Origin of the sequence: Mycolicibacterium vaccae NBRC 14118 = CIP 105934 (assembly GCF_001552715.1) — a bacterium.
Classification (GTDB): domain Bacteria; phylum Actinomycetota; class Actinomycetes; order Mycobacteriales; family Mycobacteriaceae; genus Mycobacterium; species Mycobacterium vaccae.
On record NZ_BCRS01000143.1, the window covers coordinates 1 to 15,608 of the forward strand.

The following is a 15,608-nucleotide window of genomic DNA, read 5'->3' on the forward strand; positions in this document are numbered from 1 at the left end:
GACCCCGATGAGCGCTTGGGCTGCGACGAGCCCTTGGATGACGAGCCCGTGGATGACGAAGAGAAGGTGGCAGTGATGAGTCCCGGATTCCGGCTGCGCCAGGTGCCGCTGCTGTCTCGGGTGGGCGCCGACCGGGCCGACACCTTGCGTACCGACATCGACGCCGCGGTCGCCGGCTGGTCCGATGCGTTGCTGCTGCGCGTGGACCGGCGCAACCAGGTGCTGATCTCCGGCGGCCGGGCGGTGCTGAACCCGGCCGTGTCCGCCGGTCCTCACCCGCCCGAGCACGCCGTGTTCCTGGGCAAGCTCGACGACGGCCGGCATGTGTGGGCGGTGCGTTCCGAGCTTGAGCCCCCTGAGGGCTCCGACGAGCCGCTCGAGGTGCTCGACCTGCGCCGCACCGGGGACGTCTTCGACGACGTCAGCGCCCAGCTGGTGGCCACCGCGACGGCGCTGCTGAACTGGCACGACAGCGCCGGGTTCAGTCCGGTCGACGGCGCCCCGACCACGCCGATCAAGAGCGGCTGGGCGCGCGTCAACCCGGTCACCGGGCACGAGGAGTTCCCGCGTATCGACCCTGCGGTGATCTGTCTGGTGCACGACGGTCACGACCGCGCGGTGCTGGCCCGCCAGGCGGTGTGGCCGCCGCGGCTGTTCTCGATCCTGGCCGGGTTCGTCGAGGCGGGGGAGTCCTTCGAATCCTGTGTCGTGCGCGAGATCGCCGAGGAGATCGGCCTGGCCGTCACCGACGTCGAATATCTCGGTTCTCAGCCGTGGCCGTTCCCCAGGTCGCTGATGGTCGGCTTCCACGCGATCGGCGACCCGGAGCAACCGTTCTCGTTCAACGACGGTGAGATCGCCGAGGCCGGGTGGTTCACCCGCGCCGAGATCCGCGAGGCGCTGGCGCAGGGCGACTGGGGCTCGGGCAGTACCTCGCGGCTGCTGTTGCCCGGGTCGATCTCGATCGCCAGGGAGATCATCGAATCCTGGGCGGCGCTGGACTGACCGCGGCCCGGCTCAGCCGGCCAGCTTGGCCTTGACCTGCTTGATGCTCGGGTTTGTCAGCGTGGAGCCGTCCGGGAACTTCACGGTGGGCACGACGTGGTTGCCGCCGTTGACCGATCCGACGAACTCCGCGGCGGCCGGATCTGTCTCGATGTCGACCTCGGTCCAGCGGATGCCCTCGGACTTCAGCGCGGTCTTGAGGCGCGAGCAGTAGCCGCACCACGTGGTCGTGTACATGGTCAAAGTGGCATCGTCGGAGCTCATAAGCCATTCAACGTAGCTGACGCGCCGGACATGCCCGTCCCGAGGTCCACGCTTGTCGGGGCACGCTGACATGATGGTCGCCATGTCCCTGACGGCCTCCCGCGACCGGCTGCTGGGCGACCTCGACGAGGAGCAGCGCGAGGCGGTCCTTGCACCCCGAGGTCCGGTCTGCGTGCTTGCCGGTGCCGGCACCGGCAAGACCCGCACCATCACCCGGCGCATCGCCCATCTGGTGACCGCCGGACACGTGGCGCCCGCCCAGGTTCTCGCAGTCACGTTCACCCAGCGCGCGGCGGGGGAGATGCGGGGACGGCTGCGCGCGCTCAGCAGCGACGACGGGGGCCCGTCCACCGAATCCGTGCAGGCGCAGACCTTCCATGCCGCCGCGCGACGCCAGCTCGCCTACTTCTGGCCGCGTGTGGTCGGCAGCACTGACTGGCAACTGATGGACAGCAAGTTCGCTGTCGTCGCGCAGGCCGCCAACCGGGCCGGCCTGCCGACCGGCACCGATAACGTGCGCGACCTCGCCGGTGAGATCGAGTGGGCCAAGGCGTCACTGATCACGCCGGAGGCCTACCCGCAGACCGTCGCCGAGGTCAGCCGCGACATCCCGTTCGACGCGGAGAAGATCGCCGCGGTGTACGCCCTCTACGAGAGCCTCAAGGCGCGTCGGGACGATCTCGTGCTGCTCGATTTCGACGACCTGCTGTTGCACACCGCCGCCGCCATCGAGAACGACGCTGCGGTGGCCCAGGAGTTCCGGGACCGGTACCGCTGTTTCGTCGTCGACGAGTACCAGGACGTCACCCCGCTGCAGCAGCGCGTCCTCGACGCGTGGCTGGGCGGTCGCGACGACCTGACCGTGGTCGGTGACGCCAACCAGACCATCTACTCGTTCACCGGCGCGTCGCCGCGCTACCTGCTGGACTTCTCGCGCCGGTTCCCCGACGCGGCGGTGGTGCGGCTGGAACGCGACTACCGATCCACCCCCCAGGTGGTGTCGCTGGCCAATCGCGTGATCTCCGCGGCGCGCGGCCGGATGGCGGGCAGCAGGTTGCACCTGGTCGGGCAGCGCCCGCCCGGGCCGGAACCGGTGTTCCAGGAATACCCCGACGAGGTCGCCGAGGCGGCTGCCGTCGCCCGCACTATCGGCAAGCTGATCGAATCCGGCACTCCCGCAGCCGAAATCGCGGTGCTGTACCGCATCAACGCCCAGTCGGAGGTCTACGAGGAGGCGCTCACCGAGGCCGGCATCGCCTTCCAGGTCCGCGGCGGTGAGGGGTTCTTCAGCCGCCAGGAGATCCGGCAGGCACTGCTGGCGCTGCAGCGCGTCGCCGAGCGCGGCCAGGACGAGGCCGCGCTTCCCGAGCTCGTGCGCGCGACGCTGGAGCCGCTCGGCCTGACGGCGCAGCCGCCCGCGGGCGTCAAGGCGCGGGACCGCTGGGACGCGCTGACGGCGCTGGCCGAACTCGTCGACGACGAGGTCGCCCAGCGTCCGCACCTGGATCTGCGCGGGCTGCTGGTCGAGTTGCGGCAGCGCGCCGACTCCCGCCATCCACCCGTCGTGCAGGGTGTCACCCTGGCCTCGCTGCACGCCGCCAAGGGGCTGGAGTGGGACGCGGTGTTCCTGGTCGGGCTTGCCGACGGCACCCTACCGATCAGCCATGCGCTCTCGCACGGCCCCGACAGTGAGCCCGTCGAGGAGGAGCGCCGGCTGCTCTACGTCGGAATCACCAGGGCGCGCGTGCATCTGACGCTGAGCTGGGCGCTGGCCCGCAACCCCGGGGGCCGGCAGGGACGCCGCCCGTCGCGGTTCCTCAACGGCATCGCGCCGCAGTCCCAGCAGCGCGATGACGGGCCGAGCAGGCCGCGCAGGCAGCGCGGGCCCGCACCCCGGTGCCGGGTCTGCAATGCGGCGCTGTCGTCGCCGCCGGCGATCATGCTGCGCCGCTGCGAGACCTGTCCGTCCGACATCGACGAGGAACTGCTCGCCGAGCTCAAGGACTGGCGGCTGCGGATCTCCAAGGAGATGAGCGTGCCCGCCTATGTGGTGTTCACCGACAACACGCTGATCGCGATCGCCGAAACCCTGCCCACCGACGACGCGGCGCTGGTGGCGATCCCGGGCATCGGCGCACGCAAGCTGGAGCAGTTCGGCCCCGACGTGCTGAGTCTGGTCAAAGGCCGCCAAAAAGCGTAAAGATCGCGCCAAAAGCGCTGGTCAAAATTCCGTTGCGGGTTTTGGCTGTTAGCCTTTAGCCTCAGAACACGCAGACGACGGCTTGTGCGAGAGGGGGGTGCCCATCATGATCAGCAATGGTTTTTCTGTCTCCGACGTAGTTGCAGCCGGCATGTCGCGGACCCTTCCCGCCCAGGTCTGGGCGCGTCCCGCTCATCCCATTGCCGCCGCCGCGGCTGTCGCCGCGCCGCGTAAGCGTCGCGCCGCCGCCCACGCGGTTGCGTCCGTGAGGGGCCACCTCTAGGTAGAGCCCCGAATCGCCTTCCAGGCCACGGACCCGCAATCACGGATCCGTGGCCTTTGTCATTCCTGGTCACAGATCCCGCCACAACTTCACCGACATCACCAGCATCACCGACCAGGAAGCAGAGGACCGACATGTCTTCGCCGACATGTGAGAAGACGACAACAGCGGTGCCGTGTCACGTCGAGAACCCGGATCTGTGGTTCGCCGAGGATCCGCGGGATCTGGAGCGCGCCAAGGCATTGTGCACCGACTGCCCGCTCCGGCGGGAATGCCTCAACGCCGCGCTGCAGCGCCAGGAGCCGTGGGGAGTGTGGGGTGGCGAGATCCTGGACCGGGGTACGGTCGTGGCCCGCAAGCGGCCCCGGGGCAGGCCGCGTAAGGACGCGAAAGAGACTGTGGCAGCCTGAGATTCAGTCGGCCTCGACGCCTACACGGCGTCGGGGTCGGCGAATCCGGGCACCTTCTCCATCGCGATCCGCCGCGTGTCGACGTGCGCGTCGAGCTGGCAGGAGATCGCCACGATCGACGCGATCACCCGCATCGGGATCGCGAGCTTCGGCGGGATGTCCATCTGCCGGGCCGTCTTGATCTGCCCGGCGGCCTTGTCGAGTTCGACCGCGGTCATCCGCTGCAGCCACCGGCGGGTGTAGTGGAACACCGGCACCTCCAGCGGCTCGACGTACTGCTTGAGCATGTCGTCGATCTCATGGGTGGAGACCTGCCGGCCCTTCTGGATGAAGCCGACCTTCTCCATGGTGGGCAGCAGCTTGTCGTAGTTCTTGTCCACCGCATAGCGCAGGATCTGGCCCAGCTCGATGGGCCAGCCGCCCGGCATCGGGGCGACCGCGCCGAAGTCGATGACGCCCATCTTGTCGCCGGGCAGCAGCATGAAGTTGCCGGGATGGGCGTCGCCGTGCACCATCTCCAGCCGGGTCGGTGCGTCGTCACAGAACTCGAACAGCCGGGTGGCCATCAGGTCGCGCTGTTCCTGGGTGCCCTCGCGGATGATCTGCGACAGCGGGATGCCCTCGATCCACTCCTGGATGACGACCTTCGGCGCGCTGGCCACCACGTGCGGCACCACGAAGTGCGGATCGCCTTCGTAGGCCTTGGCGAACGCGCGCTGATTGTCGGCTTCCAGACGGTAGTCCAGCTCCATCTCGGTGCGCTGGATCAGCTCGTCGACCACACCCTGCACGTCGGCGCCGGGGGAGAGCTGCTTGAGCACACTGACCATGCGCTGCATGGTCTTCAGGTCGGCGCGCAGCGCCTCGTCGGCCCCGGGGTACTGGATCTTGACCGCGACCTCGCGGCCGTCGGACCACACCGCCTTGTGTACCTGGCCGATGCTGGCCGAGGCGACCGACTTGTCGTCGAAGGACTGGAACCGGTCCCGCCACTTGGTGCCCAGTTGCTGATCCAGGACGCGGTGCACCCTGGCGGCGGGCAGCGGTGGCGCCTCGCGCTGGAGTTTGGTCAGCGCCTCGCGGTACGGCTTGCCGTACTGCTCGGGAATCGCCGCTTCCATCACCGACAGTGCCTGGCCGACCTTCATCGCGCCGCCCTTGAGCTCGCCGAGCACCGTGAACAGCTGCTGGGCAGCCTTGTCCATCATCTCGGCGTTGACCTCGTCCTTCGACTTGCCGGTCAACCGCTTTCCGAAGCCGAGTGCGGCGCGTCCCGCCATCCCCACCGGCAACGACGCCAGCTTGGCATTGCGCGCGACGCTGCCCCGCTTGATCTCACTCACGAGTCCATCATCCACGAAGCGACCGAACTTCGACCAACTAGTTGGCAACGCCTCAGTCAGCAGCTGCACTCCGGGTGCCGGGACCACCGGCGTGCGGTGACCACGCCGCGGGTGACGTCGAATTCCAGCGTGGTGTCCAGCGTCGCGGGGCTGTTGCCGCGGTCACCGCGCACCGCACGCACGACGTGGTCGATCTCGTGCAGGGCCAGCGCCGCGGTGGCCAGCAGTGTGGCCCGGTCCGCGGAGCCGACGGTACGGCACAGCTGCGCGGCAACGGCAGGCCAGGCGGCGTCGCGGTCGCTGCGGTGCAGGTCGGCACAGCGCAGGCAACTGGTCGCGCCGGGGATCACCAGCGGGCCGATCAGTCCGGTGCCGTCGCGCACACGTACGGGGAGGTGCGCGACGCCGGCGTCGTGCAGTTCGCGCACCACCCGGGGGTCGGCGACCAGGTAGTCGGTCAGTACGACGAGGTCGACGCGCCCGGTCGACGCGTGGGTTTTGCTGCTCTGGCTGACCCGCACATTCGAGCACCGCAGCGATGCGGTGAGCAGATCGGTCAGCGGTCCGTCGCCGTGCACCCGTACCGACGCCGCGCGGGCGTGGTGTCGGGTGCTGGTGACGACGCCGGTGTCGATGAGGTGGGTGAGCAGACCTGCGACGACGGGTCCGGGGACGCCGTGGCCGGCGGCGAGCCGCTCCAGTTGGCGGGCGGTCACGGCGCCTTGCAGTGCGCGCAGCAGGTCAGCCAGAACGGCTGCGGACAGCCCGGCGGGCGGGTGTACGACGACCGCGCGGCGCGGATCCCACCCGACCTGCACGGTTCCATCGGGCCGGGACAGCACCGGGGTGGCGGTGCTCAGCGCGTAGCGCGTCATAGGTCGACGGTGTCATGCCGCGGTGCCGTCGAACCGAGTTATCCACAGGCACGGGCCCGGCCCGGAGAACCCACGCGCGTCGGGGATGGCGTCAACGTTGGAGACGCACCTGCCTGGCGGGTCGCGTCAGCTTCCAGGTCACCGGCCATGCGTGGAACACACCAGCCCCAGGCGTCACGGATATCCGCATTTTTCAGCGGTCGACTCGCACGTTCCCTGCACAACGTGGATACCTGTGACAGTTGTGACCTCGGCGAGGACGGCCAAGCCGAGGGCGTCAGGCCTTCGGGTCGTCGCGCCCCTCGTCACGCCCGTCATCGGGACGTTCCTGGTCGCCTTCTTGAGGCGCTTCGTGGCCCAGCGCCTCGCCGAACGCCCGCTCGATCGCGCTGTCGATGTCGCTGGTGTCGCCGCCGATCATCCGGTCGATGAACGCAGCGGGTTCGTCGAGGTCCGCGGCGCTGGGCAGCAGGTCGGGGTGCTGCCACACGCTGTCGCGGGTGTCGGCGCCGACGGCCTCGGTGAGCTTCTGCCAGAGGGCGGCGGCCTCGCGCATCTTGCGGGGCCGCAGTTCCAGGCCGACCAAGGTCGCGAACGTCTGCTCTGCCGGCCCGCCGGTCGCACGCCGGCGGCGCAGCATCTCCGACAACGCCGAAGTGCCGGGGATCCGGTCCCCGAGCGCGTCGGACACCACGGTCTGCACCCAGCCCTCGATCAGCGCCAGCGTCGTCTCCAGCCGCTCCAGCGCGGCGGTCTGCTCCGGGGTGGCCTTCGGCTCGAAGATGCCCTGATTGAGCAGCTGCTCCATCTCGGACGGGTCGGTCAGCGACGCCGGGTTGAATCCGCGGGCGAATTCCTCGATGCCGCTCATGTCGATTTTGGTGCCCCGGGCGAACGCCTCGACCGCGTTGAGCAGCTGGCTCGACAGCCACGGCACATGGCTGAACAGGCGGTGGTGGGCGGCTTCCCGGGCGGCGAGGAACGTGACGATCTCGCTGCGCGGCTGCTCCAGACCCCCGGCCAGCGCTTCCACCGCCTCGGGCATCAGCGCGGCGACGCCCTTGGGGCCCAACGGGAGTCCGATGTCGGTGGAGGTCAGCACCTCCTTCGACAGGGTGCCCAGGGCCTGGCCCAGCTGCGACCCGAAGGCCATCCCGCCCATCTGCGACATCATCGCCAGCAGCGGCCCGGCCATCGCCTTGGCCTCCTCGGGCAACGCCTGCGCCCACACCGTCGAGATCTGCTCGGCCACCGGATCGCACAGCCGCTTCCAGGTGTCCATGGTGTTGTCGATCCAGTCCGTCGGCGTCCACGCCGCGGACCTGGTGGTGCCCGCGGGCAGCGGGGTGACACCGTCGAGCCAGGTCTCGGCCAGCCGCACCGCGTCGGCGATAGCGGTGACGGTCTGTTCGGGTACCGGGGCGACGAAGCCGATCGAACTCGACGCGAGCTGCCGGGCCAGGTCGTAGTTCACCGGACCGGCGGACTTGCCGCCGGCCATCGACGTGCCTGCGCCGCTGAACATCTCGCCGAGCTTGGAGAAGATCTGGCCCAGTTGCGACATGTCGAACTCACCGCCGGGCATAGCGCCGCCGAACGGGTCGCCCGGGTTGTTCTTGCGTTTGTCGCGGTCGGGGTCGTCCCCACCGGAGAAGCCGAAAGGCAGGTCAGCCATGTCCCCAACGGTACTCACCCCCGGCACCACGTGCGGGTGCCCGGGTCACGCTGAGAGTGAACCGCAGTGGTCTTCGCGGCTCGCCGTGGTGGCCGACCTTTACTGTGGGCGGCGTGAACAGGCGGATTTCCACGCTCGTCGTCGCCCTGGCGCCCATCCTGATCTTCGGCATGTTGCTGACCGTGGTGACGGTGCCCTATGTCGCCCTCGGGCCGGGGCCGACCTTCGACACCCTGGGCGAGGTCGACGGCAAGGACGTCGTGGCCATCGAGGGCGCCGACGTGCACAAGACCTCCGGACACCTGAACATGACCACGGTGTCCCAGCGCGACGGCCTGACCCTGGGGCAGGCGCTGATCTTCTGGGCCTCGGGCCGCGATCAGCTCGTCCCGCGCGAGCTGGTGTACCCGCCCGACAAGACCAGGGAAGAGATCAACGAGGCCAACACCAAGGACTTCCGCCAGTCCGAGGACAGCGCCGAGTACGCGGCGCTGCAGTACCTGAAGTACCCGATGGCCGTCACGGTGGAAAGCGTCGACGAGAAGGGGCCGTCGAAGGACAAACTGCAGGCCGGCGACGCGATCGACGGGGTCAACAACATTCCCGTCGCCTCGTTGGAGCAGTTCCAGGAGTTCCTCAAGGGCACGAAGCCGGGGGAGGTGATCACCGTCGACTACCGCCGCAAGAACGCGCCGATGGGCACCGCCGAGATCACGCTCGGCGCCCACCCGGAACGGGAGCAGGGCATGCTCGGGGTCAACGTGCTCGACGCGCCGTGGGCGCCGTTCACCATCGATTTCAACCTGGCCAACATCGGCGGGCCGTCGGCCGGGTTGATGTTCAGCCTGGCCGTGGTGGACAAGCTGACCACCGGCGACATCAACGGCGGCAAGTTCGTCGCGGGCACCGGCACGATCAGCGGCGACGGCAAGGTCGGTTCGATCGGCGGCATCACCCACAAGATCGTGGCCGCCCAGGACGCGGGAGCCACGGTGTTCCTGGTGCCCGCAGACAACTGCGCGGAGGCCACCACCGTCGACGACGACGGCATCGAGCTGCTCAAGGTGGACACGCTGGAAACCGCGATCGACGGGTTGCGCACGCTTTCCGCTGGTGGCGAACCTCCTCGCTGCTGAAACCGCAGTCTGAGGCCGGTGCGTACAGTAATGGCTGAGTAATCACACCTGACGATCTGCTGAGAATTTCCGAGAGTGGAGTAACGAGTGGGTATGCGGCCGGCGGCGAGAATGCCGAAGCTGACGAGACGAAGCAGAGTTTTGATCGCCCTCGCCATTGTGGCCGTGGTGTTGTTGTTGCTCGGCCCGCGGCTGATCGACACCTACGTCGACTGGTTGTGGTTCGGCGAACTCGGCTACCGGTCGGTGTTCACCACCCAGATCGTCACCCGGTTGGTCATCTTCCTCGCGGTGGCGCTGGTCGTCGGCGCCGTCGTGTTCGCCGCGCTGGCCCTGGCCTACCGCACCCGCCCGGTGTTCGTGCCGACGGCCGGGCCGAACGACCCGATCGCGCGCTACCGCACCGCGGTGATGGCGCGGCTGCGGCTGGTCGGCGTCGGGGTCCCGGTCGCGATCGGTCTGCTCGCGGGCCTGATCGCCCAGAACTACTGGCAGCAGGTGCAGCTGTTCCTGCACGGCGGCAGCTTCGGCGTCGCCGATCCGCAGTTCGGCATCGACCTCGGCTTCTACGCATTCGACCTGCCGTTCTACCGACTGGTGCTGACCTACCTGTTCGCCGCGACGTTCCTGGCGTTCCTGGCCAACCTGCTGGGGCACTACCTGTTCGGCGGAATCCGGCTGGCCGGCCGCGACGGCGCGCTGAGCCGGGCCGCCCGCATCCAGCTGATCACGCTGGTCGGCATCCTGATGTTGCTCAAGGCGGTCGCGTACTGGTTCGACCGCTATGAACTGCTCAGCCACACCCGCGGCGGAAAGCCGTTCACCGGCGCCGGTTACACCGACATCAACGCGGTGCTGCCGGCCAAGCTGATCCTTCTGGCGATCGCCGTCATCTGCGCCGCGGCGGTGTTCTCCGCCGTCGTGCTGCGCGACCTGCGGATCCCCGCGATCGGCGTGGTGCTTCTGCTGCTGTCGTCGCTGATCGTCGGCGCGGGCTGGCCGCTGGTCGTCGAGCAGATCAGTGTGCGCCCCAACGCCGCCCAGAAGGAGAGCGAGTACATCAGCCGCAGTATCGCGGCGACCCGGCAGGCGTACGGCCTGACCGACGAAGCGGTGGAGTACCGCGACTATCCGGGCAACACCGCGGCGACGGCCCAGCAGGTCGCCGCCGACCGCGCGACCACGTCCAACATCCGGGTGCTCGACCCCAACATCGTCAGCCCGGCGTTCACCCAGTTCCAGCAGGGCAAGAACTTCTACTTCTTCCAAGACCAGCTGAACATGGACCGCTACCGCGACGACGACGGCAACCTGCGTGACTACGTGGTGGCCGCCCGCGAGCTCAACCCGGACCGGCTGATCGACAACCAGCGCGACTGGATCAACCGGCACACGGTCTACACCCACGGCAACGGCTTCATCGCCTCGCCGGCCAACACCGTGCGCGGAATCGCCAACGATCCCAACCAGAACGGCGGTTACCCCGAGTTCCTGGCCAGCGTGGTGGGGCCCAACGGCGAGGTCGTCTCGCCCGGTCCGGCGCCGCTGTCGCAGCCGCGCATCTACTTCGGACCGGTGATCGCCAACACCGCCGCCGACTACGCGATCGTCGGCGAGAACGGCGCCCCGCGCGAGTACGACTACGAGACCAACACCGCCACCAGGAACTACACCTACACCGGCAGCGGCGGTGTGCCGATCGGCAACTGGCTGACCCGCAGCGTGTTCGCCGCCAAGTACGCCGAGCGCAACTTCCTGTTCTCCAACGTGATCGGCGAGAACAGCAGGATCCTGTTCAACCGTGATCCGGCCGACCGCGTGGAGGCCGTCGCGCCGTGGCTGACCACCGACACCGCGGTGTACCCGGCGATCGTCAACGAGCGCATCGTCTGGATCGTCGACGGTTACACCACGCTGGACAACTATCCGTACTCGGAGCTGATGTCGCTGTCGTCGGCCACCACCGACTCCAACGAGGTGGCGCTGAACCGGCTGCAGCCCGACAAGCAGGTGTCCTACATCCGTAACTCGGTCAAGGCCACCGTCGACGCCTACGACGGCACGGTCACGCTGTACGCCCAGGACGAGCAGGACCCGGTGCTGCAGGCGTGGATGAAGGTGTTCCCCGACACCGTGAAGCCCAAGGCCGACATCACCCCCGAGTTGCAGGAGCACCTGCGCTACCCGGAGGACCTGTTCAAGGTGCAGCGCGCGCTGCTGGCCAAGTACCACGTCGACGACCCGGTGACGTTCTTCTCCACCTCGGACTTCTGGGACGTCCCGCTGGATCCGAACCCGACGGCCAGCAGCTACCAGCCGCCCTATTACATCGTCGCCAAGGACCTTGCCGAGAACAACAATTCGGCTTCGTTCCAGCTGACCAGCGCGATGAACCGGTTCCGCCGCGACTTCCTGGCGGCCTACATCAGCGCCAGTTCCGATCCCGAGACGTACGGCAAGCTCACGGTGCTGACCATCCCGGGTCAGGTCAACGGTCCCAAGCTGGCGTTCAACGCGATCAGCACGGATACCGCGGTCAGCCAGGACCTCGGTGTGATCGGCCGCGACAACCAGAACCGCATCCGCTGGGGCAACCTGTTGACCCTTCCGATCGGTCAGGGTGGATTGCTCTATGTCGCACCGGTTTACGCATCGCCGGGCGCCAGTGACGCAGCGTCCTCGTACCCGCGTCTGATCCGCGTCGCGATGATGTACAACGACCAGATCGGCTACGGCCCGACGGTGCGTGACGCGTTGACCGACCTGTTCGGTCCCGGGGCGGACGCCACTGCGACGGGGCCTGCGGGGACCGAACCGCCGGCCTCCGGCCAGGCCGCGCAGCAGCGCCCGGAGGGCAACAACAACCCGCCGCCTGCGGCCGCGCCGAACCGGCCCGGTCAGGCACCGGCTCAGCAACAGCCGGAGGTGCCGGCGGCGGTGCCGCCGACCGGACCGACGCAACTGTCCGCGGCGAAATCCGCTGCGCTGCAGAATGTGAACTCGGCGCTGGACGCGCTGAGGGAGGCCCAGCAGAGTGGTGACTTCGCCGAGTTCGGTGAGGCGCTGCAACGGCTGGACAACGCGGTGAGCGAATACCAGTCGGCGAACTAGCCGCTCACGCCGGTGCGGTATCGGTTGCTCGGGCCACTTCAGGTGGTCCACGGGGGGAGCTCGATCGATGTCGGACCGCGTAAGCAGCGGTCGGTGCTGGCCGCGCTGCTGCTGGCCCAGGGGCGGGTGGTGTCGACCGATCGACTGGCGGCCGCGGTGTGGGGCGACGACGTCCCCGCCAGCGGCATAGCCAGCCTGCAGGTCTACATCTCCAACCTGCGTCGCGCGTTGCGCGGCGGCGGGGAGACGCAGATGGCCTCGCCGATCGTGCGCCGGCCGCCGGGCTACTACCTCGACGTCGGGCCCGACGACGTGGACCTCGCGGTGTTCACCGCGGGCTACGCGCGAGCCGGCGCGGCGATCGAGGGCGAGCGCTGGGAGGAGGCGCTCGCCGAGGCCGACGCCGCGCTGAGCCTGGTCCGCGGCGAGCTGCTCGAAGACCTCGGCGATGCGGACTGGCTTCGCGAGGATTCGGCGCGGGTGGCCGAGATGGCCACGGAATGCCTGTCGAACAAGGTGATCGCGCTGTTGGCGCTCGGCAAAGTGGCGGCCGCGCTGATCGAGGTGGCGCGGCTGCGTGAGCGGGAGCCGTTGGCCGACCGCGGCTGCCGGCTGCACATGCTGGCCCTCTACCGGGCCGGGCGGACCCCTGAGGCGCTGGAGGTCTACAGCGGGTACGCGCGGATGCTCGACGCGGAGCTGGGACTGGACCCGGGTACCGAACTGCGCGACCTGCACACCGCCGTGCTGCGGCAGGCTCCCGAGCTTGCCGGATGGCCGCGCTCGCCGGAGTGGACCGGCGCGACGGCACTTGCGCAACCGGAGGTGGCGACGGCCGCACCGGTCTCGATGGAGGTCGGTCCGGACCGCGCGCCGCTGGTCGGCCGGGAGCGCGAGATCGCAAGGGCGGCCGAGGTGTTGAAGCGGGTCGCGGCCGGCGCGACGCGGTGGCTGGTGTTGTCGGGTCCGCCGGGGATCGGCAAGACCAGGCTGGCCGAGGAGATCGCGGGCCTGGTGCACGCCCGCGCCGGCGACACCGCCTGGGTCAGCTGTCCCGACGAACGTGCGACACCGCCGTGGTGGCCGATGCGCCAACTGGTCCGCGCACTGGGCGCCGACGCCGACGAGGTGCTCGAGGTGCCGGCGCACACCGATCCCGATACCGCGAGATTCTTTGTCTACGAGCGTGTTCAGTCTCTACTGGAGTCTGCTCCCCACCTGCTTGCGGTGGTCGTCGACGACGTCCAGTGGGCCGACACCGCCTCGGCCGCCTGCCTGGCCTACCTGGCCGGCGCGCTGCGGGACCGGCCGATACTGGTCATCGTCACCGTGCGCGACGGCGAGCACACGCCGGAGGTCGCGCGGCTGCTCAGCACCGTGGCCCGCGGTGAGGACAACCGGCACATCGAGGTACCCGCGCTGTCGTCGGCCGATGTCGCAGTGCTCGCCAACGAGGTCGCCGAGGAGACGGTCACCGACGCCGAGGCCGCCGAGCTCGCCGACCGCACCGGCGGAAACCCGTTCTTCGTCTCGGAGTACGCGCGGCTGCCCCGAGCGGAGCGGGCAGGCAACGAGATTCCGCGTGCGGTGCGTTCGGTGCTGGACCGGCGGCTGGCCGCGCTGGACCCGGCGGTGGTGCAGATGCTGCGGGCTGCAGCGGTGATCGGTGACGTGATCGACGCGTCCGCGGTGCCGGTGCTGGCGCAGACCACCGGTCTGGACCTCGACACCCTGGCCGACCATCTCGACGAGGCCGCCGACGAGCGGATCGTGGTCACCGCCTACGACGGTGACGGATATGCGTTCGCGCACGGGCTGCTCCGCGACCAACTGCTCGCCGGTATGCCCGCGCTGCGCCGACAACGCATGCACGCCAGGGTCGCCGAGGTGCTCGTCGACAGCACCGCGCCGGATGCGCCGACGCGCCGGGCGCAGCACCTGATCGCCGCACAACCGCTCGTCGAGCCGGCCGCCGTCGTTCAGGCATGCCGGCTGGCGGCCGAACAGGCCACCGCGCAATGGAGTTCGGACATCGCAGCGGGGTGGTGGCAGGCCGCGCTGGACGCCTACGACCGGCTGCCTGCGGTCGAACGCAACGACGCCGAGCGGGACGCGCTGACAGTGGAACTGCTGGAGGCGCACTCGCGGGCCGGCCGCGGGCAGTTGGTGCTCGACAGCGTGCAGCGTTATCTCGGTGAGGCGTTACGCACCGGGCGGGCCGCCAGCGCGGGCCGGGTGGCGAGCGCACTGTTGCGCGCCAGCGGCGGATGGCCCTGGCTCGCACCGGGAAACGACGCAAGCGAGCTGCTCGCCCTACTGGGGCGCGCGGCGGCACTGTCGGAGATCGAACCGGCCTCGGCGGCCCGGGTGCTGCCTGCGCTGGCCGTCGGGCACTGCTACCACCCGGAGAGCGCGGTCGCCGGGGAGTTGCTGGACCGCGCCGAACGGGTCGCCGAGGAGACCGGGGACATCGACGTGCTGGCCGACGTTCTGGTGGGACGACTGATCACGTTCTCCGGGGTCGCCACGCTCAGCCATCAGACGCTGCAATGGGTGGAGCGGTTGAACAGCCTGGGCCACAGCAGGTCTCGGGAGGATGCCGTGATCGCCCATTCGGTGGCGTCGATGGCGGCGATGAACCTCGGCGACGTGGCCGGTGCCCGCAACCATGTGCGGGCCGGGATCGCGGGCAGCGAGGAGTTGCAGCTGCCGGTGATGCGCGCCCAGTTGCGGTGGATGGAAGCGGTGCTGGCGATGTGGGTGGGTGACTTCGCCGAGGCGCAGCGCCACCACGCCGTGGCCACCCAGGTGCACGAGCGAACCGAGCTCTACGAGGCGGGCAGCGGGCTGCTGGCCACCGCATCGCTGCTGCGGGACCGGGGCGGACCGGTGGGGGAGGACTGGGCCGGTGTGCACGCCCAGAAGGACTCCGGCGGGCAGGGGATGGTCGGCCTGGTGCGCACCGCGCTGCTGACACTGGAGTCCGGGCCGGAGGCACGGGCCGAGGCGGTCAGGACGCTGCAGCGATCGGCAGGCGGCGAGGGCCGCGCCCACATCTGGACGACCCTGGGCCACCAGGCGCTGCTGGCCCATCTGGCCGCCGACCACGGTCTGCCGGAGTTCACCGAACCGCTGCTGGGGGCTCTGGACCCGTTCCGCGACCGCATCGCGGTGATCGGGCAGGTCGGCATGGCGGGCCCGGTGGCGCTGGCCACCGCGCGGCTGCACGCGCTGCGCGGCGATTCCGGGCGGGCACTTGCCGACGTGGCGCTCGCCCGCGACATCGCCGAGCGCACCGGCGGGGTG

Annotated in this window: 10 protein-coding genes; 6 read left to right on the top strand and 4 right to left on the bottom strand. The window is 69.5% G+C overall.

The window, feature by feature from the left end; all coding sequences use genetic code 11:
* Positions 1 to 75: 75 nt before the first annotated feature.
* Positions 76 to 1,005 carry an NAD(+) diphosphatase gene (gene nudC, locus MVA01S_RS22835; RefSeq protein WP_003929193.1) on the top strand — a complete coding sequence of 310 codons (930 nt, stop codon included), beginning with the start codon at positions 76 to 78 and terminating at the stop codon, positions 1,003 to 1,005.
* Between the two features lie 12 nt (positions 1,006 to 1,017).
* Here the strand turns inward: nudC and mrx1 are convergent, their stop codons facing one another.
* Entirely contained in the window at positions 1,018 to 1,269 is a 252-nt protein-coding gene (gene mrx1, locus MVA01S_RS22840) for a mycoredoxin Mrx1 (protein ID WP_003929192.1), read from the bottom strand.
* A 70-nt stretch (positions 1,270 to 1,339) separates the two neighbouring features.
* Here mrx1 and MVA01S_RS22845 point away from each other — a divergent pair, with 70 nt between their 5' ends.
* On the top strand, positions 1,340 to 3,469 hold the full coding sequence (locus MVA01S_RS22845; RefSeq protein WP_003929191.1) for an ATP-dependent DNA helicase UvrD2: 2,130 nt from the start codon (positions 1,340 to 1,342) through the stop codon (positions 3,467 to 3,469).
* A 417-nt stretch (positions 3,470 to 3,886) separates the two neighbouring features.
* Entirely contained in the window at positions 3,887 to 4,162 is a 276-nt protein-coding gene (locus tag MVA01S_RS22850) for a WhiB family transcriptional regulator (RefSeq protein WP_040540348.1), read from the top strand.
* Between the two features lie 20 nt (positions 4,163 to 4,182).
* On the opposite strand, the gene MVA01S_RS22855 is transcribed toward MVA01S_RS22850, so the two are convergent.
* The 3 genes from MVA01S_RS22855 to MVA01S_RS22865 all read right to left on the bottom strand — a co-directional run bounded on the left by MVA01S_RS22855 (position 4,183) and on the right by MVA01S_RS22865 (position 8,073).
* Positions 4,183 to 5,520: a macrolide-binding ATPase MABP-1 gene (locus MVA01S_RS22855; RefSeq protein WP_003929189.1), complete on the bottom strand. Its 1,338-nt coding sequence runs from the start codon at positions 5,518 to 5,520 to the stop codon at positions 4,183 to 4,185.
* A 41-nt stretch (positions 5,521 to 5,561) separates the two neighbouring features.
* Positions 5,562 to 6,380 carry a TOMM precursor leader peptide-binding protein gene (locus MVA01S_RS22860; protein ID WP_003929188.1) on the bottom strand — a complete coding sequence of 273 codons (819 nt, stop codon included), beginning with the start codon at positions 6,378 to 6,380 and terminating at the stop codon, positions 5,562 to 5,564.
* A gap of 277 nt (positions 6,381 to 6,657) precedes the next feature.
* Entirely contained in the window at positions 6,658 to 8,073 is a 1,416-nt protein-coding gene (locus MVA01S_RS22865; protein WP_237024350.1) for a zinc-dependent metalloprotease, read from the bottom strand.
* Positions 8,074 to 8,168: 95 nt separating this feature from the next.
* On the opposite strand from MVA01S_RS22865, the gene MVA01S_RS22870 reads away from it, so the two are divergent.
* From MVA01S_RS22870 to MVA01S_RS22880, 3 genes are all read left to right on the top strand, one after another.
* Complete coding sequence (locus tag MVA01S_RS22870) at positions 8,169 to 9,191, top strand: YlbL family protein (RefSeq protein ID WP_003929185.1); 1,023 nt, start codon at positions 8,169 to 8,171, stop codon at positions 9,189 to 9,191.
* A gap of 87 nt (positions 9,192 to 9,278) precedes the next feature.
* The gene (locus MVA01S_RS22875; RefSeq protein ID WP_003929184.1) at positions 9,279 to 12,302 is read left to right on the top strand and encodes a UPF0182 family protein; all 3,024 of its coding nucleotides are present in this window, start codon (positions 9,279 to 9,281) and stop codon (positions 12,300 to 12,302) included.
* A gap of 42 nt (positions 12,303 to 12,344) precedes the next feature.
* The coding region (locus MVA01S_RS22880) for an ATP-binding protein (RefSeq protein ID WP_435405980.1) at positions 12,345 to 15,608 on the top strand (3,264 nt) is incomplete at its 3' end.

Bases quoted from the DNA above. Each gene is read 5' to 3' on its own strand.
- MVA01S_RS22845 (WP_003929191.1), top strand. From the start codon at position 1,340: ATGATGGTCGCCATGTCCCTGACGGCCTCCCGCGACCGGCTGCTGGGC.
- nudC (WP_003929193.1), top strand. From the start codon at position 76: ATGAGTCCCGGATTCCGGCTGCGCCAGGTGCCGCTGCTGTCTCGGGTG.
- mrx1 (WP_003929192.1), bottom strand. From the start codon at position 1,269: ATGAGCTCCGACGATGCCACTTTGACCATGTACACGACCACGTGGTGC.
- MVA01S_RS22860 (WP_003929188.1), bottom strand. From the start codon at position 6,380: ATGACGCGCTACGCGCTGAGCACCGCCACCCCGGTGCTGTCCCGGCCC.
- MVA01S_RS22850 (WP_040540348.1), top strand. From the start codon at position 3,887: ATGTCTTCGCCGACATGTGAGAAGACGACAACAGCGGTGCCGTGTCAC.